Source organism: Metabacillus sp. cB07, from assembly GCF_016839225.1.
Taxonomy (GTDB): domain Bacteria; phylum Bacillota; class Bacilli; order Bacillales; family Bacillaceae; genus Bacillus_P; species Bacillus_P indicus.
Map to the genome: position 1 here is coordinate 2,470,893 of NZ_CP069296.1, position 23,819 is coordinate 2,494,711.

A 23,819-nucleotide genomic window follows, 5' to 3' on the forward strand; every position below is an offset into this window, starting at 1 on the left:
GAGTGTACATGTACTGATGCAATAACCTATTTTTTACAAGAATGCATAGAAACTGTCTTTGAAGTTTGAAAAGATGAAGACTGTTGCAAATAAAACGATGAAAAACAAGTAGAAGATGCCTTTGTACATGATCGTGCTCACCCCGGTTATTAATGTTTACAGTCCTTAATTTTACACGCATCTTCACCGTTCTACAATTACTTGAATGCCCATCTTATAAATTTCACAATATCGACAAATTTTACGCGAAAAAGAGCGGATTTTGCGGTTCCCCGGGGAATAATCACCCCATTTTATTCCCCAGCCTCTTCATTCTTTTTAAAAGCTCTGCTTTCTCTTTTTCTGAATCGGTTTTCAGTGCCTGATCCTTTTCCTTTACCGCAAGATAAGCGGATGTGGCAAATGAAAGGGCCTTTTTTGAATCTTTCTCCTTGTGTTCATAATACTTCGCCGCTTCCACTGATGCCTTTATCTTATATTTCAAGCTGCCCGCTTTTGCGCAAGAGAGGAAAATCGGCAGTGCTTCGTCCATCCTGTTGTTCTTTTTCAGCTGCATCGCCATCTCAAATTTCGCTTCATATTCCCTCTCTGAGCCTGATTCTGCTGCAGCTTTAAATGTGTCGAAGGCTGCCGCCTTTTCACCTGCTGAAAGCAGCCAGCGTGCGACTTCATATTGCTCGATGCCGGTTGCTTCGACAGAGGGAAACAAAATTCTGTGTGTGAGATGCGTGTAGAGAGTGATGAGTGAAAGGATATCAACTTCATTATGTGTCAGCACACCGCTGATGTGATCTGGATCCTGGGACTGTACATAGCTGAAATACAGCATGGGGGCAAGATAGCCCGGAACATCATGCTCCCTCACGATTCCAAGAATCTCCTTCTCCACATGACTCAATTTAACTGATTCAAGCCTTGTTTTCCAAAGCCTTCTGGCCGCATGGAAAAGATCGAAATGGCCGAAGGAAGGAAGCTTCGGCACCTGATCTTTAATCAGCGTATGCCGCGTTTTCACCTGAGGCCAGTCAAAGGCTTTACCGTTATAAGTGACAAGGGTTTTCGTATTGACCCGGCTCAGAAAACTTTGATAAAGCGCTACTTCATTTCCGGGTTTCGGCAGAAAATGCTGAACAACTTTCACTTTATCGTCAAATACCTGCGCATGACCAAGCAGAAAAATCGTATTTCCCGCTCCTCCCCCAAGACCTGTCGTTTCTGTGTCAAAGAAAAAGAGATCGTGCGATTGATGCTCTTTGGAAGAAAGCGGATGAAGGCTGTCTCTCTCATTCCACAGGGAAACCGCTCTATGAAATTCACCTAGCTGATAGAGGCCGTGCTGAAAAGAAAGATCATATGTCCTTTCCCTTACAAGACAGTACTCACCATCGAACCAGAATGGTTTGGCGTCAAGTTCTTCCCACTTTGAAAGGTGCGGAACATTTTCTTCCGGCTCCCTTTTGACAGTCTCTGTTTTCTCTTCCAGCGACATATGTGATTTTAATCGGTTTAGCTTTCCTTTTAACGACAAGAATCTTCGGCTCCTTTAAGACCGTTTATTAAGTAAAGGGTATCCTTCTTCTGATGGTCGGATCCTTCCAGGCCAGTGCACGACGGACAGCCTGTTTCACAGGGGCATCCGCTGATCATGGCATACGTTTCAGAGAGCACGATTTCCATTGTTTCAAAGACTTTCCCTGCAAGACCGACTCCGCCGGGATATTTATCATAGAGAAAAACGGTAGGCTGGTCGTTATGCGTCGCCTTCATTTGCGGAACAACGCTTATATCTGACGGGTCACACATGACGCTGATCGGAACAATATGCTTTAAGGCATGCGAAAGACCGAGAAGGGCTTCTTCGAGCCTGTCTTTCTTCAGCATTCCGGCAAGTCCATCCGAAAGGCTGATCCACGCAGCATTCGTGTGCAATTCTTCTTCAGGAAGGTGAATCGGGCCTGATCCGATATTCTCATGCGTGTCAAACTTGATCTTTTTAAAAATGGTCGCCATCGCCTGAACCGTTACATCCCCGTAGCCAAGATGGTGGCTATCTCCCGCTCTCGTTTTGTCTTCTTCAAGCACTTTCAGCTGCACGGCAAGATTTGCATCTGTAAAATAATCAACATCCACTTCTCTTACAAAGGCTTTTTTCTCTTCCCAGTCGAGCATCTCCACCTGATACTGAATGCCCTGATGAAGGTAGATCGCTTCATCATGAAGCAGGGTCATGGCGCTGAATCTGTCCATCTCCCCGATGACTTTGACATTTGCAATATCCGACTGGTCAATGATGATGACATTTTCCTGTGAAGCCGATCTCAGACTGATGTTATGGGCCGGGAAAGAATCGTTCATCCAGTGATATTTGTCTCTGTTAAAATATAGAACTTTCTCCTCTGCCAGGAATTCGAGAATTTCCTCGATATCCATTTGCCCGAATGATTCATCTTTTTTGAATGGCAGTTCAAACGCAGCACATTTGATATGATCCACAAGAACAATGAGATTGTCCGGATTAATGATGGCCGTTTCCGGATTCTGCCTGAAAAAATAATCCGGGTGCTGAATGATGTACTGATCAATTGGAGTCGATCCCGCCACCATCACAATCAGGGCTTCCCCGCTTCTTCTTCCGGCCCGGCCAGCCTGCTGCCAGGCACTCGCGATCGTTCCCGGATAGCCTGTCATAATGCACACCTGCAGCTGCCCGATATCAACTCCGAGTTCAAGGGCGTTTGTGCTGACAACGCCGAGAATCTCCCCGTTCCTCAGCCCTTTTTCAATTTCGCGCCTTTGTTTTGGCAGATAACCTCCCCTGTAGCCGCGTATCGTCTTCTTTCCAAGCTCCCCCTTGATCAGCTCCTGCAAGTACGTCAAGATAATTTCAACACGCACCCTGCTCCTTGCAAAAACGATTGTCTGAATTTTATTTTTCAGGAGCTCTGACGCTATCTTTCTGACTTCAAGTGTAGCGCTTTTCCGGATATTCAGCGGCTTGTTGACGATTGGGGGATTGTAAAAAAGAAAGTGTTTTTTCCCCGAGGGTGCCCCGTTATCATCAACGAGCACCACGTCTTCTCCAAGCAGCTCTTCAGCAAGCTCCTTAGGATTGGCAATCGTTGCTGATGTGCAGATAAAGACCGGATCGCTTCCGTAAAAACGGCATATGCGTTTTAGCCTGCGGATCACATTGGCAACATGGCTGCCGAATATTCCCCTGTAAATATGAAGTTCATCAATGATGATATACTTCAAGTTTTCAAAAAGGGAAACCCATTTTGTATGATGGGGCAAAATCGCCGAGTGAAGCATATCAGGATTTGTCATGACAATGTGACCCGCCTTGCGGATGACATTCCTGATTGTCGGAGCGGTGTCTCCATCATAGGTGTAGGAGTTGATTGGAACGCCAAGTTCTGTAATCAGCTCATTTAATTCGCTCTTCTGGTCCTGTGCGAGTGCTTTGGTAGGAAATAAATAAAGGGCCCTGCTGCTTTCATCTTGAACAATCTGCTGCAAAACCGGGAGATTGTAGCAGAGCGTTTTCCCTGAAGCAGTCGGAGTGACGGCAACAAAGCTTTTTCTGCTGCGTGCAAGCTTATAAGCCGTTGCCTGATGGGTATAAAGAGACTCTATGCCTCTTGCTGCAAGCGCCTCTCTTAACCTGCTGTCAACAGAAGACGGCATTTCGGCTGTTCTTGCTTCTTTTGGTTCTATCGTATGAGCATGGACAATCTGCTCTTTAAATTCTTCATCGCGTTTTAAAAAATCAATAATCTCTGACAGTGACTGCTTTCTTCGCACCCTGATCACCTCTTTCTCCATTTTAACAGAATAGATGTTCGTTTTTAAGCAAAACAGACGATAACATAAAAAAAGCAGGCGCGATGCCTGCTCCGTTCTGCACTTATTTAACCTTGATGTCAAACACTTTATCTTTTCCGCCGTTCACCTGTCCGACAGGAGCTTTCTGAACACTATCCACAATATCGCCATTTGTAATGATGATTGGAGTGATCGTGCTTGCTGCTTTTTCTTTGATCAGATCAAGATCAAACGAAATCAGTTTATCTCCCGGCTTGACGCTGTCTCCTTCTTTGACAAACGCTTCAAATCCTTCTCCGTTCATAGCCACCGTTTCAAGGCCGATGTGAAGAAGAATCTCCATGCCCGTCTGGCTTCTGATGCCGATCGCATGCTTTGTGTGGAAGAGCTGAATGATCTCTCCCTCAACAGGTGACACCAGGATCCCTTCTGAAGGTTCAATCGCCATTCCATCGCCCATCATTTTCTGGGAGAAAACAGGATCCGGAACTTCTTCTAATTGCAAAAGCTTTCCTGTTAATGGTGCAAATACTGTTTCTTCTGTCTGTTTTTCCGTTTTTTTACTGCCGAATAGTTTTTTAAGCATGGCTCTGCTCCTTTTCTGCATTGAATTCTACTTTAGAAATACCCCTGTCTCCCTGAAATTAAACGCTTCTCACTTCACCCGTCCCTTTATAATTATCATCATTTAACCATAAAACGCCTGAATCAAGCAACCAATTTACAGCGCCATGCATATTTTAGCCTAAAAGATGCTTTATCCCCATTTAAAAGGAGACACGGCAGATGAGTGAAAAAAATCACAACCCGTTATATGAACTTGCGGAGCAGTTCTTCGGTGACAGCTCATTTAAACAGAACGTACTGGAGTTTGAGAAAGTATTTCAGGAGCAGATGAATACGGCTTATATGAAAGTATCCTCATGGGAAGAGGATAATCGCTATTTTGTAAAAGCAGAGCTTCCCGGATTGAAAAAAGAGCAGATCAAAATTGAATTTCATGACCTTTGCCTCTCCCTGACCGTCAGCCACAAGGAAGAATTAAATCTCAGCCATATAAATGGATCTGCTTACTCGCAGACGAGAAAACAAATGACAAAAACCATTCTATTGCCTAAGGCGCCGAAGATGGACGAAGTGGATGCCGCTTTTCAAAACGGCTGCCTGCTCATATCCTTTCCGCTCAGCTGACCAGATTTTAACACAATAAAATCCCCCCTGCTTATGAAAACTACTAGCAGGAGGTGCTTTTATGAAGGAACATGAAAAAAGGATCAGCGCAGAGCCGTCGGGGTCTCCGATGCTTGTTATAAAAACAAATCTGGATGAAGGTGCGGCCTCGGAAAATCCATACGCATCCGGCAGTGATCCGGGAAAAGTGAAAGAATTCTTTGAGGATCCGTCCTGATGGAACAGTCACTGTCATATTTAAGAGAAGCCCTTTCCAATTATCTGGAGGAGCATGAAACCAGCAGGCACATTTATTTCAAACTCTCCAGGGAATCCTTTACAGATGAAAAGCAATTCATCAGGATGCTTTCTGAAAAAGAGCAGATGTTCTTAAATAAAATGCTCCCGTATGAAATAAAGCATGCGATGGGCGAGCAGGACTATGTCAGGATGAATCAGCTGAATGACGTTTATGAGGAGCTGCTGTAATGAAAAAAGACGCGGGACTCCAACCCTTCAGCACGACAAATGCAGAGGAAGTTAAAAGATTGAATGCAGCTTCAGGCTTGTCCTATTCTGAAGTTAAAAAAAGGCTGGCGGAAAGATTAAATGAAAAGAAGTAAACACAGGCAAAGACGCATAAGGTTATGCGTCTTTGTTTTTGCCGTCCGCGTTTCGTTCGAGAACAGATTGTTTATACGCCTGATGAGTGGTGATGGCCGCTCCTGCCGCGATAAAACCGTTGGCAATGCTGCTGACTGAAAAACCCAGTGTGAAAATACTTGCGATAATGCCGGCTCCGAGGAGAATCCAAACAATCATCCAGTCCTGCACATTAGGAGTCCGCTTTAAAGCATACCCTAAGATCATGAGGGCCGGAACGACAATCACGAGCTGGGGGTGAACATTAATCTGATCAAACAGACTTGAGAGCGCTGCAGAAACCATGCTTATCCACCTCATTTATAGCTTAATGCAGCTTATACTTTAAACATGGATGTGACCCCTTTTACAAGAGAACTCACCTGATTAACGGCTCCCATCATCTGCCCTGCCGTATCCATTACTTTGTTGAAATCCATCTGACCATCCGGCTTTTTAAACTGGGACATCACTGTAGAAATGCCTCCCTGCTGATTTTTCGCTGCAGGTACCGGTTTTGGGTATGGATTTGCATACATTGCTTGCGGCATCATATTCTGCTGGGGCTGCTGCATCATAAACCCCTGTGTCTGATAGCCGTATGGCGGCATCTGGGACTGCTGATAGAAGGCTTGATTTTGCTGCACTTGCTGATAGGTATGCTGATTTTGAGGCAAATATGCCGGATTTTCATATGGTGCATAGCCTTCATATGGATAGTAATAGCTGATTCTCTCTTCTTTCTTTTTTCTGCGGTTTTTAAATGAACTCATTTCTTGAGAATACATAACAGATCTCCTTTCAGCATAATGGGCTATTTCATACATATGCAAAAGAAAAGACTGCCGTGCGTGTCTAAAAGAAATTGTCAACTCTTGTCGGAAGTTTAAATTATTTGAAAAATCGAGATAAAAATTTCCCGTGATACCATTAAAGCAAGGGAATGGGAGGAGATACACGATGAATCTGCAGAGCATACAATCCGCTTTTTTAGAAACAAAGAAGTATGAACCGACCAGCATCAGCGAATTAATGAATTTTATCAAAACGCTTTATATCAAGGGTGAGATGACCATCAGCGAATACAGGACGGCTGTCATGTACCTTGAAGCCTCAGAACTTGAAAAGATAAGCAACTGATGACTGAGAGGGGATTCCCTCTCTTTTTTTTTGTTATTTTCCATACATAACAGCACGCAATCGGAAACATATTATGAAGGATTCACCATTTCATTTATGGAGGTCATTATGATGGGAAGAGGCAACCATTTCAACCATAAGAAAAAAGGACAGGATCTAACATTGTCAAAAAAGGGACAGCCTGCCGCTGCTAAACATTCAAAAGATGTTGCAATTGAACCTGTCGCAAGCGAAGGAGACCGCGCTGTCACATTCCAGGAAGCGCGTGAAATAGACGAATAAACGTCATGAAGGGTGTCCGATATACTTCGGACACCCTTTTCATTGAGGAAAATTCTTCACCTTGAGGTCTTTAAGCAAAATAAAAAGCCCCTCATTGTAAGGAGCTGTGTGCCTCCAGCCGGTCCATAACAGTTTCAATCGTATAGTCAATGGACTGTTTCATGTTCTTAAAACGTATGGCTTTGGAATCTTTGTAAAACGACTGAAGCACAAGCTGCTCAAAATTTTCTTCAGCTGAATCAATTTGAGCCGGAAACAAATATTTTGGTTTTGCTTCATCTCTCCATGCAAGAACGTCTCTTTTCCACTCGCTCATTACTTTCATCGCATCCTCAAATGCTGGCTTTACTTCGTGAAAAAAATCAACGTCTTCTTTCTTTTTGCTGTCGTTCTCAAAACGGCGGACACATTCGTCCGTTATATATAGAAGCTTTTCGGAATTTTCAAGAATTTTCGCTTTCATGCTGCAACCCCTCTCTGGGGTATCTTACCAAACATAAGCATGAAAAGCCAGATTCCTGCTAATAACTGAGCCGGTAGCTTGGTTTAACCCGTGATACGGAATCTTCCCTGTTTTCTTCTCCATTTGCCTGTAATACCGATTCTTCCGTCCTCTTTATGCTGCGCTGAAGGTCCTCTTCGCTCTGCAGAATGGTTTCCGATACTCTCTTTTGTATGGCAAGTTCTAATTTCGTCATCTCTTCATCGAGTTCCATTAAAAGTCTTTCCACAACCATTTTCGGCACGAGGTGTTCCATCCTAACTCCTCCTTTCAATCTACTCGTACTATTCGCGGGCCAAAACGCTCCTCCCTTCACGGATGACAAAACTAGTTCGCTTTCGGCAAAGAAAGAAGAAATGATTGGATATTACTGTTTTTTCGACAACTCCCCCCCGACATGCTGCATGAAATCGATTCCCATGCAAACACTACACTCAGGAGGTGTCTAACATGGCAAAAGAAAACAAAAAGAACACACAAAAACAGCAGCAGCAAGCCCCGTCAAAAAATGACCTCGACAAAAAGCTGGGTGGGCCGAATCGCCCTTCTACGTAATAGAAAACACACAGAGGCTAGGACGTAACTAATTTAGCCATAAAAAAACCGGACTAGTTTATAGCAGCTAGTTCGGTTTTTTATGTTAATGGACTAAAATTGATTGTCAATTGTAGGAGTCATTCCCCTTAGTGACGCACTTTTTCCAGTGATTGATGCTCATTTGTGGCGTCATTCATCTTAGTGACGCCACTTTCACCATTGATGGATGCTTATTTGTGGCGTCATTCATCTTAGTGACGCCACTTTTTCCAGTGATGGATGCTCATTTGTGGCGTCATTCATCTTAGTGACGCCACTTTTTCCAGTGATGGATGCTCATTTGTGGCGTCATTCATCTTAGTGACGCCACTTTTTCCAGTGATGGATCCTCATTTGTGGTGTCATTCGGCTTAGTGACGCCACTTTTTCCAGTGATGGATGCTCATTTGTGGCGTCATTCATCTTAGTGACACCACTTTTTCCGGTGATGGTGCTCATTTGTGGCGTCACTCGCCGTAGTCCCTGCCACTTTTAAAAGAAATGGATCCTCGATTATATCATCATTCATAGGTGTAACTGCATTCTTCCAGATTTTTTATCGAACCTCTTTACACTATGATTTGTTCCAGCCTCCTCATATCTTTTTTCTCTTCGCCTGAACATACTCATTAGCAATGGCCAGAGCGTGCAGCTGATTTTCCTTTTTTATAAGCCAGTCTGTCAAATCGATTGTTTCTGGCACCGGTATCGGTCTGTACCACCTGTCAAGCGGCTGGCCATGAAACCATTTTCGTTTCTTTTCGTCTAATTGATGGGAAACAAAAGGAAAGGCCGTTCTTAAATACGGGGTCATACGAAGCCTGCTTGAAGGCTCATAATCTGCTCTTGAGCCGGTATGAACTGTCTTAGCCGCGAAGGTCAAAAACTCGCCGTAATAATCAGGATGAAAAAGAAGCCATGCAAGGGATCGTCCGAGCCTGATCCTGCTTTTCAGCTTTCTGAAATCATGTACGGAGAAACCGTAAAGTCTGCCGCCCTCTCCGGGAAAAATGACTGTGCTGAAGTGAAACAGATCCTGAAAAAGAAAAAACGGTGTGCCGAATACTTTTCGTTTAAAGACAGTTCCCTCTATAACGGGTTTCTGGATAAGATGCTGCTCATTAATAATGAGAGAGGTCATCAGCCGCTCCATGTCCCCTCTTTCCCAAAACAAAACCCATTCTTTTTTCATAAAGGCAGAAACGTGAAATGCATCAAGAAGGTGAAACAGGGGTTTCCCTGCTGTTTTTGACCATTCATAAAGCAAAAGCTGCGGATACGCATCCGAAAAAATCAGCCAGTTGGCATCCTCATATGTCAGAAAGAGGGCTTTCCTTGTTTTCTCGTCCAATAATTTTTGAAACCAAACGCCCTTTAAATCCGTCATACAGTAGCCTGCATTCCGCGAGACCATGCTTGCCAGAAAAGACCATTTGATTTCGGGGTGACGGAGAAAAAAGTCCTGATAGCTTTGCGTGCGAGAAATATTGTCGTAATTATTTTTGCGCACCGTATTCTTTATAAGTGCTATAATATTCTTTTCATCTAAATGGCTGCCGCCTGTCATCAGCATTCGCCTCCCTGTTTTAAGCTTGCCCAGGGAACCCGGAACTACGCGCGGCGTCTGTTAACAAAATCGAAACTTTTTCACCATGTCTTTTTTCATTTTTTTGATATGATAGGTAGTAGTTTTACCTGAGGAGGGAAGAAATGATTTTTCGTTATCCTAACGGAAAAACGTACAATCCTGGTGCTGTTCCGGCTAAAAAGCGTGAGGCTAAGGAATCCTATAGTAATAGAGGGATGACTCTTGAAGAGGATTTGAATGAAACCAATCAGTTCTATCTAAACAGAGCGATTGCCGTCATTCATAAAAAGCCGACTCCTGTGCAGATTGTGAATGTTGATTTTCCGAAAAGGAGCGCAGCGGTTATTCGCGAGGCCTATTTTAAACAATCCTCTACAACAGACTATAACGGGGTCTATAAAGGAAAGTACATTGATTTTGAAGCGAAGGAAACGCAAAGCGATACTTCATTTCCGCTGAAAAATTTCCATGAGCATCAGATCAGCCACATGAAAATGGTCATTGATCATGGAGGCATTTCGTTTGTGATTCTGTCTGCCTTCGGAAGTGTGTATTTGATGGAGGCAGCCGTTTTATTTGAGTTTTGGGAAAGAAAAGAAAGCGGAGGCAGAAAGTCCATCTCGAAAAAAGAAATTGAAGCATCGTCCCACTTGATACCGCTTGGCTATCAGCCCAGAATTGATTATATTAAAGTATTAGAAAAGCTTTATTTCCATTAATTCGCCGCAGCGCGGATCTTGTAATGAAAGGTTGGAAAAACGCAATGTCAGATCAATACAAAAGCCGCGAGGAACGCCGCAGGGCACTTGCGCAAACAAGTAAAACAAGCAAGACTAAAACGAAAAAACCGAACAAACCCGGCGGGGGTGCCCTATGGAAACGCATCCTGTTTATCCTGATATCGATCGGACTGATCGGCATGATTGCAGGCGGCGTAACATTTGCGGTTATCGCAGCAGGAGCCCCGAAGCTTGATGAGAAGAAACTGAAGGATTCCTACTCCTCTACCATTTACGATAAAGAAGGCAATGAAATTACGGAAGTAGGCGCTCAAAAACGAACCTATATTTCCTACAATGACATTCCGAAAGTACTCGAAGAAGCTGTTCTTGCAACGGAGGATGCCCGCTTTTATGAACACAGCGGGGTAGATGTTATCCGCCTTGGCGGTGCAGTCGTTGCCAACGTTACACAAGGGTTCGGTTCCCAGGGCGGAAGCACGATCACCCAGCAGGTCATTAAAAACTCTTTCTTCACTCATGAAAAAACGATTACCCGTAAGGTTCAGGAGCTGTGGCTCGCTTTTCAGCTTGAGCAAAAATACTCAAAGCATGAAATTCTTGAGATGTACTTAAATAAAATTTACTATCATCCTCAATATTACGGAGTCGGGAAAGCAGCAGAAGGCTTTTACGGTAAAGAACTGAAGGACCTTGAGCTTCACGAGGCAGCAATGCTTGCCGGGATCCCTCAGAGCCCGACAAACTTTGACCCGAGAAAAAATCCCGAGTCAGCTGAAAAAAGACGAAACATCGTCCTGAATATGATGGTGAAACAAGGCTTTATTACAGAGCAGGAAGCAGAAGAAGCGAAAAAAGTTCCTGTTCAGTCTACCGTTGTTCCTGAAAAAGAAAAATCAAATCCATACAGTGCGTATGTCGAGCAGGTCATTGAAGAAGTGAAAGAAAAAACGGATATCGATGTAAGCTCAGCAGGTGCGAAAATCTATACGACAATCGATACAGATGCACAAAAATACGTAGAAGATCTTCTTAATGGAAATGATGTCGGCTTCCCTGATGACAACTTCCAGGCAGGCATCACGCTCATTGATACAGAGTCCGGCGAAATCCGCGCAATCGGCGGCGGACGCAACCAGAATGTCGGAGACTTCAACTATGCAATTGACACGAGAAGACAGCCGGGTTCGACGATTAAACCTGTCCTTGATTACGGTCCGGCCATTGAATATCTGAAGTGGTCCACATATGAACAAATTAAGGATGAACCATATACCTATTCAAACGGCGTCAAAATCAATAACTTTGACCGCGGCTACAAAGGACAGATGTCCATCCGCGACGCCCTGGCACAATCACGCAACATCCCTGCTCTGAAGGCTATGCAGGAAGTCGGAATTGACAAAGCCCGTGACTTTGCTGCAGGACTTGGCATTCCGCTTGAAGAGGAAATTCCGGAAGCATACTCTATTGGTGGATTTGACACGGGAGTATCCCCTCTTCATATGGCAGGAGCATTTGCAGCGTTCGGCAATAACGGCATTTACACAGAGCCACATGCCGTTACAAAAGTTGTCTTAAGCGACGGAACAGAATTTGATCTTTCTCCTGAGGCTGAAGCTGCAATGAGCGATTACACCGCTTATATGACAACAAGCATGATGATTTCTGTTGTTGAAGAAGGAACAGGTACAGCAGCAAGAGTTCCCGGGGTCACAGTTGCAGGCAAAACAGGAACGACAAACTTCTCTGAAGAGGATAAACAAAAATACAACGTTCCATCCGGCGGTGCGAAAGACAGCTGGTTTGTCGGCTACACTCCGGAATATGCGGCTGCAGTATGGACCGGTTATTCAAAAAATGATGAAAAAATGCATCTGAATAAATCAGATCAGCAAATTGCGAAGAAACTTTTTAAAGAAGTGATTTCAGAAGTATCAAGCGGAAACGGCAAAGATTTCAAAAAACCAAACTCAGTTGTTAAAGTTACAGTTGAAAACGGCTCTAACCCGCCGAAGCTTGCAAGTAAATTTACGCCTGACAGCAAGAAAATCAGCGAGTACTTTGTAAAAGGCACAGAGCCTACAAAGGTTTCTGAGCAGTATAAGCGTCTTGCTAAACCATCAGGATTTAAAGTGGAATATGATCAGACAGCCAATCAAATTGTACTCAGCTGGGATTACAAAGAGGATCTGAAAGACTCTGTTACCTTTGAAATCAGCCAGTCTGTTGACGGAGGTCCTGCACAGGTGATCAATCAGACGAAAGACACCAGCATGGCCATCCCTAACCCGAATCCTGGATCAACGTATAAATTCCAGATTGCAGCCGTCAGCGATGACGACGGCTCTAACCGAAGCGACTCTGCCGCAGCAGCGATCCAAATTCCGGAAGCAGTCATAGAGGAACCTGCAGAACCGGAAGAGCCTGAAGAAGAGCCTGGTGAAGGCGAACAGCCTCCTGGCGAAGAATTCCCCGGCGGTGAACTTCCGGGTGAAGGTGAGCCTGGTGAAGGCGAGCAGCCTCCTGGCGAAGGAGAACAGCCTCCTGGTGAAGGCGGACCTGGAGATGGTGAAACACCTCCTGGCGAAGGCGAAACACCTCAAGAGCCTGCTGAACCTCTGATTCCGCTTCCTCCCGGCAACGGAAATGGAAACGGAAACGGCAATGGAAACAATGATGATGATTGATAAGAAAAGCACAAGCGCATGATAAAAGAGAGACCTGCACATGCAGGTCTCCCCAAAACAAAAACGCAGGAAAATCATTCCGATTTCCCTGCGTTTTTTTGTTTGTATTTTTTTAGGGCCATTTGTTTTGAAAACTGCTTTTCGCACTCCTGAAAGAGCTGATCAAGCTGAACAAAGGAATGATACTGTTCCGGCTTTATAAGGATATAGTTCAGTCTTTCATGTACATTCACAGGCTGTATGTCAAAAGCAGTCCAGTCTGTGTTTCTGAGATCTAAATGCCCGACCGGTTTGCCGCTGCTCCAGTAAAGACAGCAAACAAACAGGGAGACCCCGTCAATCATGTCTTTCCTTGAGGCTTTTTTCTGACGGGAACGGAAGCCGGATGCAATTGTTGTCTTGAGTGCATCCCACCTTTTCATAATAGCGGAAACCGATTGATCTGCATGCTCCCAAGGTCTCCACAGCACCTGCTCGCCTGTTTTCAGACAGATGTCATAGTAAAAAGGATTAATGGCCAGCACCTGTTCCAAATCACTATGAAAAGCTTCTTGAAAAGGACCGAACGGCTCATGGAGAAAATCCCCGGGCACACTGCTGCTATACATTTCTGACCGTCCCTTTTTTGATGCGCTTCTGCCCTTCCCTGCACATATGTAAAAGCGGACATTCTGAGCATTTTGGCGCCTGGGCCCTGCAGTGATATCTGCCGAAAAAGATCAGTCTGTGATGGGTCAGAGACCACTCTTCCTCAGGCACTTTCCGCATCAGGGTTTTTTCAACTTCCAATACAGAATCTTTCCACCTGCAGATCGCAAGCCTTTTGCTCACCCTTTCTACATGAGTATCAACAGCGATGGCCGGTATGCCAAAAGCTACGGAAACGACTACATTTGCCGTCTTCCTCCCTACCCCGGGAAGCTTTGTCAGTTCATCGCGGTCTTCAGGAACCTTTCCGCCATATTCATTGATAAGCAGCGTGCACAGCTTTTGAATGTTTTTAGCTTTATTTCTGTAAAGTCCGATGGACCGGATGTCGTTTTGCAGTTCTTCAATGGGAACTGCAAGATAATCTTCCGGTGACTTATATTTTTCAAACAGGCTCTTCGTCACTTTGTTTACAAGCACATCTGTACACTGGGCAGAAAGAGCAACTGCTATGACAAGCTCAAATGGATTGCTGTGATTTAATTCGCAGTGGGCATCCGGAAACATGTCCCCGATTGTGTCCATTGCTTCTCTGATTTGTTTCTTGTTCAGCATAACATCACCTGTTCATTTTCATTTAACTTTCAAGCCAGTTGTAAAAAGGCACTTTTCGTTTGTACTCTTCTTCAGAATCCGGCTGTTTTTGCGGCTGCACTTGATGCTGCCTAAACCGTTTCCCATAGCTTCTTGCCTGTTCAATCGTTCTGATGCCGTTCTTTTTCCATTCAAAAAGAATCCTGTCAATGTATCTGAAGTTCAGTTTGCCCGAAATGACCGCTTCTTTAAGGGCTGCTTTTATAATAACCGGATCATGATAATCCTGATCCATCCAAATAGACAGCGTTTCAACTTCAAATGGGGACAGGGGCCTTCCAAATTCACGTTCAAATACAGGATACAGGTTTACATTTTCCTGCTCCTGTTTCTCCCCGGATTGAACTTCCTCTTTTTTCAGCAAATCATCATACAGTTTGCCCCAAAGCGGTTTTAGGGAATAACGTTCATATTTTATGGAAGCCTGCTCATATTCTTCAATATCAATAAACCCTCTCTGCAGCAGACTTCTTAAAAGAGACGTGCAGGCAGAAGTCTGTATGGTCATGGAATTTGATAATTCGTCCGGTGTAGGAAACTGATTTCCGTTTTGAAGATGCAGATTTACCTGCAGAAGCAAAACCAGCTCCTCTTCTTTGAGGCCTAACCGGAAGTAATTGGATATAAGCGCCGAAGGCACAGTCAAATAGCCCTGTTCCTGCATGGCTGTAAATTGTTCTTTATTCATCACGGGTCACCTCACCTCACTTAGTATAACACGACCTGTCTGAAAAACGGCGATGGTCTTTTAAACCAATTTAAAGACAGGACCGAAAGGAAAGAGCAGCTGCAAAGCGCCGGATAAAATACTGACAGGAAAAGAAAACATGAGCCTCTATAGAGACTCATGTTCGCCCGTTTTGCTGATTAAGGATAAAGTCTGTTTAACAGACGAGGGAACGGAATCGTTTCGCGTACATGCTCAACGCCGCTGATCCACGCTACTGTTCGCTCAAGCCCAAGTCCGAAGCCTGAATGCGGCACTGACCCGAATTCACGGAGCTGCAGGTACCACTGATACGCTTCTGGTGAAAGATCATGTTCTTCAATACGCTGTTTCAGCAGCTCATGATCATGGATGCGCTGTGAGCCTCCGATGATTTCACCGTAGCCTTCAGGCGCAATCAGGTCTGCACAAAGGACAACGTCGTCGCGGTCAGGTGCAGGCTGCATGTAGAACGGTTTAATGCCTGTCGGGTAGTGTGTAATGAATACCGGCTTATCAAAGCTTTCAGCAATGGCCGTTTCATGCGGCGCTCCGAAATCATCCCCCCACTTGATATCGTCAAAGCCTTTTTCGTTCAGGAATTTGATGGCATCGTCATATGAAATGCGCGGGAACGGTGCTTTAATTTGCTGAAGCTTTTCAGTATCGCGGCCAAGAACCGTCAGTTCAAGACTGCAGTTTTCAAGGACACTTTGAACAACGTATGACACGTAATTTTCCTGAACCACAAGGTTGTCTTCAAAATCATAGAAAGCCATTTCAGGCTCAATCATCCAGAATTCAATCAAGTGGCGTCTTGTTTTTGATTTTTCGGCACGGAATGTCGGGCCAAAAGAGAACACTTTTCCAAGAGCCATTGCAGCTGCTTCCATATACAGCTGGCCGCTTTGTGAAAGGTAGGCATCTTCATCAAAGTATTTTGTTGCAAACAGTTCTGATGTACCCTCAGGCGCGCTGCCCGTAAGGATCGGAGGATCTACTTTTGTAAATCCTTCTTTGTTGAAAAATTCATAAGTTGCACGGATAATTTCGTTTCTGATTTTCATCACAGCATGCTGGCGTTTTGATCTCAGCCATAAATGGCGGTGGTCCATCAAGAACTCTGTGCCGTGCTCTTTAGGTGTGATCGGATAATTAACAGATTCATGAATGACTTCAATGCCTGTTACCCCGAGTTCATAACCGAACGGAGAACGCTCGTCCACCCGCACAACGCCTGTTACAAAAATGGATGATTCCTGTGTGATTGATTTAGCTGTCTGGAAAACAGCCTCGTCGACTTCTGCCTTTACGACAACGCCCTGAATGAAACCAGTGCCGTCACGAAGCTGCAGAAAAGCAATTTTACCGCTTGAACGCTTATTGGCGATCCATGCGCCGATTGTTACTTCTTTATCTACAAATTTGCTTACTTCTTTAATCGTTGTTTTCACGTTATGTCCCTCCAAAAAAACCGCAGATCAAAATATATGTACATGCATCTATTATACCTTATGGCCTCTCCAAACAAAAGAGCGGACCGTCAATTGACGGCCCATCTTCTTTTTAGTTTGAACTGTTTTCTTTTACAAACCGTTCAATTCTCTCAAGTGCTGCTTCAATGACGTCAAGAGATGTCGCATATGAAAGTCTTACATTATCCGGAGAGCCGAAGCCTGATCCTGGAACAATGGCAACTTTTTCTTTTTCAAGCAGCGCTTCTACGAATTCATCCACTGATGCAAAGCCTGTCATTTCAGCTGCCTGCTTTGCATTCGGGAATAGATAGAAAGCACCTTGAGGCTTCAGGCATGAAATACCCGGAATGGCAACGAGTTTATCATAGATAATGTTCAGTCTCTCTTCAAACGCCTTCCGCATCTCTTCAACAGGCTCCTGCGATCCCGCGTATGCAGCAATCGAGGCATATTGTGCAATGGAAGTCGGGTTAGAGGTGCTGTGGCTCGCAAGATTTGTCATCGCTTTGATGATTTGTTCATTGCCTGCTGCATACCCGATTCTCCATCCTGTCATGGAATGCGATTTGGAAACACCGTTGATGATGATTGTCTGATTTTTAAGCTCTTCTGACAATTCAGCGATTGAAACATGCTTATGAGTTCCATAGATGAGTTTTTCATAAATCTCATCGGAAACAATCAGAACATCATGCTCCAGGCAAATTTGGCCTAGCGCTTCAAGTTCTTCCTTCGTATAGAGCATCCCCGTCGGATTGCTCGGAGAGTTAATGATGACAGCTTTTGTTTTCTCAGTGATTGCTTCTTTCAGCTGTTCAGGAGTTAATTTAAATTGATTCTCTTCAGATGCCTCTACATAAACCGGCACTCCGTCTGCAAGTTTAACCTGCTCAGGATAGCTTACCCAGTATGGTGCAGGGATGATGACTTCATCACCTTCATTTAAAAGAACCTGAAACAGGGTATACAGGGCATGCTTTGCGCCGCTGCACACAATCACTTCTCCCGGTTTATAGGCAATTCCCTGGTCACGTTCAAACTTGCTGATGATTTCTTTTTTCAGCTCAGCCAGGCCGCCTGCAGGTGTATACTTTGTCTGGCCTGCATTCATTGCGTTTACGGCAGCGTCCATAATGTGCTGCGGCGTATTAAAATCAGGCTCGCCTGCACCAAGGCCAATCACGTCATGTCCTGCAGCTTTAAGTTCTTTTGCTTTTGCAGTAATGGCCAAAGTGGTTGATGGTGTTAATGCAGATACTCTGTCAGCTAGTTTCATGACTATAGTCCCCCTATTTCCTGATGGCAATATGCTTTCTGATTTCTCCGTCTGTAAATTGGACGAGATCATATGTATACCTGTTCTGATCATCAATATACTTCACTTCCCAGACAGGAACCCTGCCCTCCATGCCAAGCTGCACACTAATCAGCTTTTGCGGGTTTTGTTCCGATCTGACAGCTTCAAGTGCTTCCTTTTCTGAAATGCCGTCTGACACAAGCTTCAGTACAGGCTTTTTCTTTTTGTCTGAAGGAACAAATACATACACGGGCTTCCCGCTGTCATCAGATCCTGTAATGACGATGTATTGTTCCAGGCCGTTAAAGGTTTCAGCACTCTCTGCCTTTTTCAGCTCTGTTTCTTGTTCGGCTCTCTGAATGGCTTCCGTGTGGCCATCCTTCTTTTGAGCCATAGCCGTGTTGTAGACATTCATAAAAACAGCCACGGCAATAAGCAGCAGAATTCCTGCAGAAATGGATGCAATCGCTATTTTTCTCCCCATTATTTCAAATCCTTACGTTCTGTATATCGTGAAAACAGCTTTATTTTTGTCTTCCTGATCAAGAGCGAGCCCAAACATCAGATTTTCTCTTTTAAGCGTACGGTTCAGCCCGTCGACAATTTTATAGAGATCATCCGAATGCTCCACGGTCACAGTAGACAGGATTTCAATCTTACTTTCCATGGTCTATACCTCCAGTGCAAAAACAAAAATTGTAACTTATATCACAGCCGCAAACGGCCACAATAAAAGTACAGACAACGACATGTTGTTTTATGTACCCATTATAACAGCATCATGATCATTTAGTGAAAATAAATTTTCTCCTACCCACACCATTGCCTGTGCGCTCACACAGGCTTTTTTACGTTCTGCTGTTTTTCCAGCCTGCGATTTTTTTGTGCAGGCGGGCCATTGGCTCAACCGAAACTTCAATGTCAGGAAGTGAATCAATGAAATGTCTTCCATACTTCGCTTCAATGATTCTTTTGTCAAAGACAAACAGGAGGCCTTTGTCGTTTTCTGTACGGATGAGGCGTCCAAATCCCTGTTTGAATTTCAGCACTGCCTCAGGAAGCGAATAATGGTAAAAGGCATTCTTTCCTTCTTTCGTCAGCTGTTCGCATTTGGCTGCTGTTCTGGGATCATCAGGCGGAGAAAACGGCAGCCTGACAATCACAAGCGTTGTCAGTTCATCGCCTGGAAAGTCCATTCCTTCCCAGAACGTGCTCGTTCCCAGAAGAATAGCCTTTTCAAACTGACGGAAGTTTTTAGTCAGCTTCGTAATGCTTCCGCCACCCTGGCCCATGATGACAAAATCATCCAGGCTCTGATCATTTTTAAGCAGCTGCTGCGTTTTTTTAAGCATATCATAGGCATTGAACAAGATAAGAAGCTTTCCTGACGCAGCTTTGGCTATTTCAGAAACCCTGCAGGCGATTGCTTCAGTATACTCATCAAGCGTAACATGCTGGACAGACGGGAAATCTGATGGAATCATCAGCATGGCCTGCTTCTTATAATCAAAAGGTGAGTCAATTTTGTGGACCAAAGGATAGAAATCGCTTAGCCCAAGCTCAGAAATCATATAATCAAAAGTCCCGTTTACAGTGAGAGTGGCCGATGTAAGAACAGCGCTCTTCATACTGGCGAAAAATCCGTCAGCCAGCTGATCAGAAACAGAAACAGGCTGTGAATACACACTTACCGCATTTCTCGCTCCCCTGGACTCTATCTCAATCCACTTCACTTCTCCCGGGCTGTCCTTAAAGAAAAGGGAATCTAGGCTGTCATATGCAGCCTTAAACCGGTCAAGCACTTCCCAGTATTCATAAAGATCGAACGATTCTTCTCGTTCTTCCAGTCTGCTGAAGACACCCTTCTGTTTATTCATGATGGACATCATATCATGAAGCTGAAATTTCACTCTTGCTGCAAGCTCTAAAATGGCCAGCCATTTTCTGCTTTTTTTCTCATCATGACTGAAGCGGCAGGCAATCCTGTTTGATGAAGAGTCCTTTTGGTTCTGCAGCACATAGCTGTGCAGGGTTGTAAACAGAAGCTGATTGTCTTCTGCAAGCTGCTTTAGAATCGCATCGATTTCAAGAAACGGTTCACTCCATTTCTTTTTGCTGAAAAGCTGCTGCGTTTTGCGGAGCAGACCGTCTGTATAAAGGTTGCCCAGCTGATTTGTCAGGGCTTGAAGCGTCAGGTAATGAATTCTTTTCCCTAAATGCTCACTTGCTGTCCGCTCAAAATGATGCGCCTCATCAATGACGACTTCCTCGATGCCTTCAAGCATGTCTGAGGAAGAAGAAACGGCTGAGAGCAAAAGCGAATGATTCGTCATAATCACATCAGCCTGATTTGCCCGCTTATAGGCTCTCGTATAGAAACAGCGTTCCTTCCAAGGATTTGACGCGGACCCCGACAGCTTCGGGTCGTAGTGGAGCCTTTGCCATAGGAGTTTCCCGCCAGAAGGCAGATTGAGTTCATCCACATCTCCTGTTTCGGTCTCGGTCAGCCAGATAAGCAGCTGCGCTTTCGTCAAAAGATTATCATAATTCATATCTTCTTCATTCAGGTATTTTTCAAATTTCCGTAAGCAAAGGTAATGGGACTTCCCTTTCAGAACAGCCATTGAAAACGGCAGACCCGCTGCCTGTTTTAAAAGCGGATATTCTTTTTCCATCACCTGCTGCTGAAGGGCTGTCGTATATGTGCTGATGAGCACCCGTCTCTTTTCAGTAAGGGCATAATAGACAGCGGGAACAAGATAGCCCAATGTTTTCCCGGTTCCGGTCCCTGCTTCAATCAGACTGTGCTGATGGCTTGCAAAAGACTGATAAACCGATTTCATCATGTTTACCTGTTCACTGCGCTTTTCATATTGCACAAAGTGGGCTGCGACAGAACCATTTTCATTCATCAGCTTCTCTGCAAACGCATTGAAAGGAAGTGTTTCACTCACGGACTGATCCGGATTCTGATTGGCACAGGCCATTTTTCTGACAGCAACCGACCGGTACACCTCGATATCTCCAGCCTCTTTCAGCCTTAGCTCACTCATTGTTTCAAGCTCCTCAAGCATTTCCTCGGCATCGCTGATAAACGAAGCTGATAATCTTTTGAGGGAATGAAGAGTAACAGACGGCAAGCTTGAAAGCCTGGAGAGAATATGAATAAGCAATTCTCCCGTCACTTCCGCATCGCTGTCAGCCCTGTGAGGATTCTTGTGCTGGATCCCAAGGTCTCTGCACAGCTCAGAAAGCTTGTAGCTGTCAGCACTCGGAAAAACAATCCGGGAAAGCTCGACTGTATCTAAAATCGGCCCTGTAAACATTTGAATGCCGCACCGGTTCAATTCCTCCTGAATGAAAGAAAGGTCAAAATGAACATTATGGGCAACAAAATAAGCATCGTTCAAAAGCGATGACACTTTATCTGCAATCTCTTTAAATGCAGGGGCATGTTCCGTCATTTCTGTCGTAATGCCTGTCAGCTGTTCAATAAAAGAGGGAATCTTTTTTTTCGGATTCACGAAGCTTGAGAAGCGTTCAATGATCTTTCCTTCTTCAATGACAACGGCTGCAAGCTGTATAATCCGGTCTCCCTTTTTCGGAGAGTTCCCTGTTGTTTCCACGTCAACTACAACAAATCTTTGTTTCATCTTTGCTACACCTCAACTAACCAGGGCCCGTTTAAGCCCCATCCAAAAAACCAATATCGTTATTTTACCACTTATAATGCAAAATCCCCCAAGATTTTGGGGGATTTTTTTGAAATCGGTGCTATTTATTCATTACATGATGGTTGAAGCAGGCTCCTGGCCCAGCATCTCCACGATTTCATTGTTTTCATTCATGATGGCAACCTTCGGCTTATGTGCGCGGACTTCTTCTTCTGACATCATGGCATAAGTTAAAATTATGACAACATCACCTTCTTGAACAAGTCTTGCTGCAGCGCCGTTCAGGCAAACTGTGCCTGACCCTCTTTCCCCGGGTATAATGTAGGTTTCAAAGCGGGCTCCATTATTGTTATTTACAATCTGGACTTTCTCATTAGGAAGCATATCCACTGCATCGAGTATATCTTCATCGATTGTAATGCTGCCTACATAGTTCAAATTCGCCTCTGTCACCCTTGCACGGTGTATTTTACCCTTCATCATGGTGCGGAACATCCCTATCTCCTCCTGTATCTTTCTCTATAGCTGTAACGTAATATTATCGATTAATCTTGCCTTGCTGAATTTGACCGCTGCTGCAAGAATGATTTTTCCTTTTGCTTCCTGCAAAGGCTGCAGTTCCGGATAGGAATAAACCTCGACATAGTCAATTTCGCCGGTTGTTCTTTCCTCAATCCTCTTTTTCACAGTATCAGCTGCATGTTCCGGAGAATGGCCTGAAGCAAGCAGCCCGGCACCTTCATTCAAGGCTTTATACAGTTCAGGCGCCTGTTCTCTTTCTTCTTCAAGCAGATAAACATTGCGAGAACTTTTGGCTAGTCCGTCCGGTTCTCTGACCGTTTCAACCGGTACAAGCTCAACAGGGAAATGAAAATCTTCAATCAGTCCGCTGATCACCGCAACCTGCTGAGCATCCTTCATTCCAAAATAGGCCCGGTCCGGCTGAACAAGATGAAACAGCTTCGTCAGGACAGCTGCTACACCGTCAAAATGCCCGGGTCTGGATTTGCCGCATAAAACATTCGTGCGCTTCACTGCTTTCATGGAAATGGACGGTTCATGAGGGTACATTTCGTCTGCAGAGGGAGCAAACAAATAGTCTGCGCCCTCTTCCTTTGTCAATATTGCATCCCGCTCCAAGTTGCGGGGATACGAATCAAAATCCTCATTTTCACCAAACTGGAGAGGATTGACAAAAATGCTGACAACAAGCAGATCGTTTTCTTCCCGTGCTTTTTTCATCAGACTTAAGTGGCCCTCGTGAAGATAGCCCATCGTTGGAACGAAGCCAATGGTACGGTTTTCTTTTTTATGATTTTTGATAATCTGCTTTAGTTCCTTTATGGTTGTGACAGTTTTCATTTTGCAGCAGTACCCCCGTACAACGCCTGTAGTTCTTCGTCTTTCATCGTGAATGTATGTTTTTCTTCAGGAAATTCTCTCTTTTTCACTTCCTGCACATAAGCAGTCAGAGCGGACTTCATCCCGCTGCCGGCATTTGTGTACTGTTTGACAAACTTTGGCACACGGTCAACGCCGTAGCCAAGAACATCGTGGTAGACAAGCACCTGTCCGTCTGTTGAGGCTCCTGCCCCAATTCCGATGACAGGAATGGATAATGTATTTGAAATTTCTGATGCAAGCTGGCGCGGAACACATTCCAGCACAAGCGCAATTGCGCCCGCTTCCTCGCACTGCTTTGCATCATGCATTAATTTTTTTGCACTTTCTGCATCTTTTGCCTGAACTTTATATCCCCCAAGCACTCCTACTGACTGCGGTGTAAGGCCAAGATGGGCAACAACCGGCACTCCTGCTGATGTAAGCGCTTCAATATTTTGGAGCACCCCATCCGCCCCTTCAAGCTTAAGAGCATGTGCCCCGCTTTGCTGCATGATCTCCGCTGCATATTTAAGGGTCTGTTCTTTTGAGACATGATAGGACATAAACGGCATGTCAGTCACGATAAACGTAGAAGGCGCCCCTCTTTTAACAGCTTTCGTGTGATGAATCATATCCGCGACTGTAACAGGCACAGTTGAATCGTATCCAAGCACGACCATGCCGAGTGAGTCACCGACTAAAATCATGTCCACACCTGATTCTTCAGCAAGCCTGGCTGAAGGATAATCGTAGGCTGTAAGCATGACGATCGGTTCATTTTCCTGCTTCATTTTGACAAAATCAAGTCTCGTTTTCATTTTTTT

General features: G+C 44.6%; 28 protein-coding genes. 9 read left to right on the top strand and 19 right to left on the bottom strand.

Going from position 1 to position 23,819, the window contains the following annotated elements:
- Nucleotides 1-283: 283 nt before the first annotated feature.
- The 3 genes from JOJ89_RS12525 to JOJ89_RS12535 form a co-directional block, all read right to left on the bottom strand.
- Nucleotides 284-1,528 carry a ribonuclease H-like domain-containing protein gene (locus tag JOJ89_RS12525; RefSeq protein ID WP_029280352.1) on the bottom strand — a complete coding sequence of 415 codons (1,245 nt, stop codon included), beginning with the start codon at nucleotides 1,526-1,528 and terminating at the stop codon, nucleotides 284-286.
- Nucleotides 1,519-3,804: a DEAD/DEAH box helicase gene (locus tag JOJ89_RS12530; protein WP_029280350.1), complete on the bottom strand. Its 2,286-nt coding sequence runs from the start codon at nucleotides 3,802-3,804 to the stop codon at nucleotides 1,519-1,521. The genes JOJ89_RS12525 and JOJ89_RS12530 overlap by 10 nt, the downstream gene beginning before the upstream one ends.
- Nucleotides 3,805-3,907: 103 nt before the next feature.
- Nucleotides 3,908-4,411: a PTS sugar transporter subunit IIA gene (locus JOJ89_RS12535; RefSeq protein ID WP_029280348.1), complete on the bottom strand. Its 504-nt coding sequence runs from the start codon at nucleotides 4,409-4,411 to the stop codon at nucleotides 3,908-3,910.
- A gap of 200 nt (nucleotides 4,412-4,611) precedes the next feature.
- On the opposite strand from JOJ89_RS12535, the gene JOJ89_RS12540 reads away from it, so the two are divergent.
- The 4 genes from JOJ89_RS12540 to JOJ89_RS21285 all read left to right on the top strand — a co-directional run bounded on the left by JOJ89_RS12540 (nucleotide 4,612) and on the right by JOJ89_RS21285 (nucleotide 5,618).
- On the top strand, nucleotides 4,612-5,016 hold the full coding sequence (locus JOJ89_RS12540; RefSeq protein WP_029280347.1) for an Hsp20/alpha crystallin family protein: 405 nt from the start codon (nucleotides 4,612-4,614) through the stop codon (nucleotides 5,014-5,016).
- A gap of 61 nt (nucleotides 5,017-5,077) precedes the next feature.
- A complete protein-coding gene (locus tag JOJ89_RS12545; protein WP_168713767.1) occupies nucleotides 5,078-5,233 on the top strand; it encodes a hypothetical protein in 156 nt (51 codons plus the stop codon).
- Nucleotides 5,233-5,484, top strand: coding sequence for a hypothetical protein (locus tag JOJ89_RS12550; RefSeq protein ID WP_029280346.1), 252 nt, complete (start codon nucleotides 5,233-5,235; stop codon nucleotides 5,482-5,484). The genes JOJ89_RS12545 and JOJ89_RS12550 overlap by 1 nt, the downstream gene beginning before the upstream one ends.
- Nucleotides 5,484-5,618: a hypothetical protein gene (locus JOJ89_RS21285; protein WP_087946328.1), complete on the top strand. Its 135-nt coding sequence runs from the start codon at nucleotides 5,484-5,486 to the stop codon at nucleotides 5,616-5,618. The genes JOJ89_RS12550 and JOJ89_RS21285 overlap by 1 nt, the downstream gene beginning before the upstream one ends.
- A 22-nt stretch (nucleotides 5,619-5,640) precedes the next feature.
- On the opposite strand, the gene JOJ89_RS12555 is transcribed toward JOJ89_RS21285, so the two are convergent.
- Both JOJ89_RS12555 and JOJ89_RS12560 read right to left on the bottom strand, forming a co-directional pair.
- A complete protein-coding gene (locus tag JOJ89_RS12555) occupies nucleotides 5,641-5,943 on the bottom strand; it encodes a phage holin family protein (protein ID WP_029566022.1) in 303 nt (100 codons plus the stop codon).
- Between the two features lie 32 nt (nucleotides 5,944-5,975).
- Nucleotides 5,976-6,425 (bottom strand): YppG family protein, encoded by a 450-nt coding sequence (locus JOJ89_RS12560; RefSeq protein ID WP_051827262.1) that lies wholly within the window; start codon nucleotides 6,423-6,425, stop codon nucleotides 5,976-5,978.
- Nucleotides 6,426-6,597: 172 nt separating this feature from the next.
- Between JOJ89_RS12560 and yppF the strand changes: the two genes are divergently transcribed.
- Nucleotides 6,598-6,777 (top strand): YppF family protein, encoded by a 180-nt coding sequence (yppF, locus tag JOJ89_RS12565; RefSeq protein WP_029280340.1) that lies wholly within the window; start codon nucleotides 6,598-6,600, stop codon nucleotides 6,775-6,777.
- A gap of 108 nt (nucleotides 6,778-6,885) precedes the next feature.
- A complete protein-coding gene (locus JOJ89_RS12570) occupies nucleotides 6,886-7,059 on the top strand; it encodes a hypothetical protein (RefSeq protein WP_203287582.1) in 174 nt (57 codons plus the stop codon).
- Nucleotides 7,060-7,150: 91 nt separating this feature from the next.
- On the opposite strand, the gene JOJ89_RS12575 is transcribed toward JOJ89_RS12570, so the two are convergent.
- Both JOJ89_RS12575 and JOJ89_RS12580 read right to left on the bottom strand, forming a co-directional pair.
- Entirely contained in the window at nucleotides 7,151-7,522 is a 372-nt protein-coding gene (locus JOJ89_RS12575; protein WP_029280338.1) for a DUF1798 family protein, read from the bottom strand.
- Nucleotides 7,523-7,580: 58 nt separating this feature from the next.
- A complete protein-coding gene (locus tag JOJ89_RS12580) occupies nucleotides 7,581-7,817 on the bottom strand; it encodes a hypothetical protein (RefSeq protein ID WP_029280337.1) in 237 nt (78 codons plus the stop codon).
- A 194-nt stretch (nucleotides 7,818-8,011) separates the two neighbouring features.
- Here JOJ89_RS12580 and JOJ89_RS12585 point away from each other — a divergent pair, with 194 nt between their 5' ends.
- Nucleotides 8,012-8,116: a spore protein gene (locus tag JOJ89_RS12585; protein WP_081414142.1), complete on the top strand. Its 105-nt coding sequence runs from the start codon at nucleotides 8,012-8,014 to the stop codon at nucleotides 8,114-8,116.
- 616 nt (nucleotides 8,117-8,732) lie between these two features.
- On the opposite strand, the gene JOJ89_RS12590 is transcribed toward JOJ89_RS12585, so the two are convergent.
- Nucleotides 8,733-9,704, bottom strand: coding sequence for a DUF2515 domain-containing protein (locus JOJ89_RS12590; protein ID WP_029566023.1), 972 nt, complete (start codon nucleotides 9,702-9,704; stop codon nucleotides 8,733-8,735).
- A gap of 146 nt (nucleotides 9,705-9,850) precedes the next feature.
- Here JOJ89_RS12590 and recU point away from each other — a divergent pair, with 146 nt between their 5' ends.
- Complete coding sequence (recU, locus tag JOJ89_RS12595; RefSeq protein ID WP_029280332.1) at nucleotides 9,851-10,444, top strand: Holliday junction resolvase RecU; 594 nt, start codon at nucleotides 9,851-9,853, stop codon at nucleotides 10,442-10,444.
- Nucleotides 10,445-10,488: 44 nt separating this feature from the next.
- On the top strand, nucleotides 10,489-13,155 hold the full coding sequence (locus JOJ89_RS12600; RefSeq protein WP_203287592.1) for a PBP1A family penicillin-binding protein: 2,667 nt from the start codon (nucleotides 10,489-10,491) through the stop codon (nucleotides 13,153-13,155).
- Nucleotides 13,156-13,229: 74 nt separating this feature from the next.
- Here JOJ89_RS12600 and JOJ89_RS12605 read toward each other — a convergent pair whose 3' ends face one another.
- The 11 genes from JOJ89_RS12605 to panB all read right to left on the bottom strand — a co-directional run bounded on the left by JOJ89_RS12605 (nucleotide 13,230) and on the right by panB (nucleotide 23,813).
- The gene (locus JOJ89_RS12605) at nucleotides 13,230-13,763 is read right to left on the bottom strand and encodes a YpoC family protein (RefSeq protein WP_029280330.1); all 534 of its coding nucleotides are present in this window, start codon (nucleotides 13,761-13,763) and stop codon (nucleotides 13,230-13,232) included.
- The gene (gene nth, locus JOJ89_RS12610) at nucleotides 13,756-14,418 is read right to left on the bottom strand and encodes an endonuclease III (protein ID WP_203287594.1); all 663 of its coding nucleotides are present in this window, start codon (nucleotides 14,416-14,418) and stop codon (nucleotides 13,756-13,758) included. The genes JOJ89_RS12605 and nth overlap by 8 nt, the downstream gene beginning before the upstream one ends.
- A 22-nt stretch (nucleotides 14,419-14,440) precedes the next feature.
- Entirely contained in the window at nucleotides 14,441-15,145 is a 705-nt protein-coding gene (locus JOJ89_RS12615) for a DnaD domain-containing protein (RefSeq protein ID WP_203287596.1), read from the bottom strand.
- A gap of 179 nt (nucleotides 15,146-15,324) precedes the next feature.
- Nucleotides 15,325-16,617 carry an asparagine--tRNA ligase gene (gene asnS / locus JOJ89_RS12620; protein ID WP_029566028.1) on the bottom strand — a complete coding sequence of 431 codons (1,293 nt, stop codon included), beginning with the start codon at nucleotides 16,615-16,617 and terminating at the stop codon, nucleotides 15,325-15,327.
- Nucleotides 16,618-16,729: 112 nt separating this feature from the next.
- Complete coding sequence (locus JOJ89_RS12625) at nucleotides 16,730-17,917, bottom strand: pyridoxal phosphate-dependent aminotransferase (protein WP_029566029.1); 1,188 nt, start codon at nucleotides 17,915-17,917, stop codon at nucleotides 16,730-16,732.
- A gap of 13 nt (nucleotides 17,918-17,930) precedes the next feature.
- A complete protein-coding gene (locus JOJ89_RS12630; protein WP_203287598.1) occupies nucleotides 17,931-18,422 on the bottom strand; it encodes a cell wall elongation regulator TseB-like domain-containing protein in 492 nt (163 codons plus the stop codon).
- Nucleotides 18,423-18,434: 12 nt separating this feature from the next.
- A complete protein-coding gene (locus JOJ89_RS12635) occupies nucleotides 18,435-18,605 on the bottom strand; it encodes a YpmA family protein (protein ID WP_081414144.1) in 171 nt (56 codons plus the stop codon).
- 181 nt (nucleotides 18,606-18,786) lie between these two features.
- Nucleotides 18,787-21,591: an ATP-dependent DNA helicase DinG gene (dinG, locus tag JOJ89_RS12640; RefSeq protein ID WP_203287600.1), complete on the bottom strand. Its 2,805-nt coding sequence runs from the start codon at nucleotides 21,589-21,591 to the stop codon at nucleotides 18,787-18,789.
- A gap of 132 nt (nucleotides 21,592-21,723) precedes the next feature.
- Complete coding sequence (gene panD / locus JOJ89_RS12645) at nucleotides 21,724-22,107, bottom strand: aspartate 1-decarboxylase (protein ID WP_029280316.1); 384 nt, start codon at nucleotides 22,105-22,107, stop codon at nucleotides 21,724-21,726.
- 24 nt (nucleotides 22,108-22,131) lie between these two features.
- Nucleotides 22,132-22,974, bottom strand: coding sequence for a pantoate--beta-alanine ligase (gene panC / locus JOJ89_RS12650; protein ID WP_203287602.1), 843 nt, complete (start codon nucleotides 22,972-22,974; stop codon nucleotides 22,132-22,134).
- A complete protein-coding gene (gene panB, locus JOJ89_RS12655) occupies nucleotides 22,971-23,813 on the bottom strand; it encodes a 3-methyl-2-oxobutanoate hydroxymethyltransferase (RefSeq protein ID WP_203287604.1) in 843 nt (280 codons plus the stop codon). The genes panC and panB overlap by 4 nt, the downstream gene beginning before the upstream one ends.
- Nucleotides 23,814-23,819: the final 6 nt, after the last annotated feature.

Coding starts and splice junctions, on each gene's coding strand:
- JOJ89_RS12615 (WP_203287596.1), bottom strand. CDS start 15,145: ATGAATAAAGAACAATTTACAGCCATGCAGGAACAGGGCTATTTGACT.
- yppF (WP_029280340.1), top strand. CDS start 6,598: ATGAATCTGCAGAGCATACAATCCGCTTTTTTAGAAACAAAGAAGTAT.
- JOJ89_RS12625 (WP_029566029.1), bottom strand. CDS start 17,917: ATGAAACTAGCTGACAGAGTATCTGCATTAACACCATCAACCACTTTG.
- JOJ89_RS12630 (WP_203287598.1), bottom strand. CDS start 18,422: ATGGGGAGAAAAATAGCGATTGCATCCATTTCTGCAGGAATTCTGCTG.
- JOJ89_RS12635 (WP_081414144.1), bottom strand. CDS start 18,605: ATGGAAAGTAAGATTGAAATCCTGTCTACTGTGACCGTGGAGCATTCG.
- nth (WP_203287594.1), bottom strand. CDS start 14,418: ATGCTGAACAAGAAACAAATCAGAGAAGCAATGGACACAATCGGGGAC.
- JOJ89_RS12555 (WP_029566022.1), bottom strand. CDS start 5,943: ATGGTTTCTGCAGCGCTCTCAAGTCTGTTTGATCAGATTAATGTTCAC.
- JOJ89_RS12575 (WP_029280338.1), bottom strand. CDS start 7,522: ATGAAAGCGAAAATTCTTGAAAATTCCGAAAAGCTTCTATATATAACG.
- JOJ89_RS12605 (WP_029280330.1), bottom strand. CDS start 13,763: ATGTATAGCAGCAGTGTGCCCGGGGATTTTCTCCATGAGCCGTTCGGT.
- JOJ89_RS12560 (WP_051827262.1), bottom strand. CDS start 6,425: ATGTATTCTCAAGAAATGAGTTCATTTAAAAACCGCAGAAAAAAGAAA.
- JOJ89_RS12590 (WP_029566023.1), bottom strand. CDS start 9,704: ATGACAGGCGGCAGCCATTTAGATGAAAAGAATATTATAGCACTTATA.
- panD (WP_029280316.1), bottom strand. CDS start 22,107: ATGTTCCGCACCATGATGAAGGGTAAAATACACCGTGCAAGGGTGACA.
- JOJ89_RS12545 (WP_168713767.1), top strand. CDS start 5,078: ATGAAGGAACATGAAAAAAGGATCAGCGCAGAGCCGTCGGGGTCTCCG.
- JOJ89_RS12540 (WP_029280347.1), top strand. CDS start 4,612: ATGAGTGAAAAAAATCACAACCCGTTATATGAACTTGCGGAGCAGTTC.
- JOJ89_RS12550 (WP_029280346.1), top strand. CDS start 5,233: ATGGAACAGTCACTGTCATATTTAAGAGAAGCCCTTTCCAATTATCTG.
- panC (WP_203287602.1), bottom strand. CDS start 22,974: ATGAAAACTGTCACAACCATAAAGGAACTAAAGCAGATTATCAAAAAT.
- JOJ89_RS12570 (WP_203287582.1), top strand. CDS start 6,886: ATGATGGGAAGAGGCAACCATTTCAACCATAAGAAAAAAGGACAGGAT.
- JOJ89_RS12600 (WP_203287592.1), top strand. CDS start 10,489: ATGTCAGATCAATACAAAAGCCGCGAGGAACGCCGCAGGGCACTTGCG.
- JOJ89_RS21285 (WP_087946328.1), top strand. CDS start 5,484: ATGAAAAAAGACGCGGGACTCCAACCCTTCAGCACGACAAATGCAGAG.
- JOJ89_RS12585 (WP_081414142.1), top strand. CDS start 8,012: ATGGCAAAAGAAAACAAAAAGAACACACAAAAACAGCAGCAGCAAGCC.
- JOJ89_RS12580 (WP_029280337.1), bottom strand. CDS start 7,817: ATGGAACACCTCGTGCCGAAAATGGTTGTGGAAAGACTTTTAATGGAA.
- dinG (WP_203287600.1), bottom strand. CDS start 21,591: ATGAAACAAAGATTTGTTGTAGTTGACGTGGAAACAACAGGGAACTCT.
- panB (WP_203287604.1), bottom strand. CDS start 23,813: ATGAAAACGAGACTTGATTTTGTCAAAATGAAGCAGGAAAATGAACCG.
- JOJ89_RS12535 (WP_029280348.1), bottom strand. CDS start 4,411: ATGCTTAAAAAACTATTCGGCAGTAAAAAAACGGAAAAACAGACAGAA.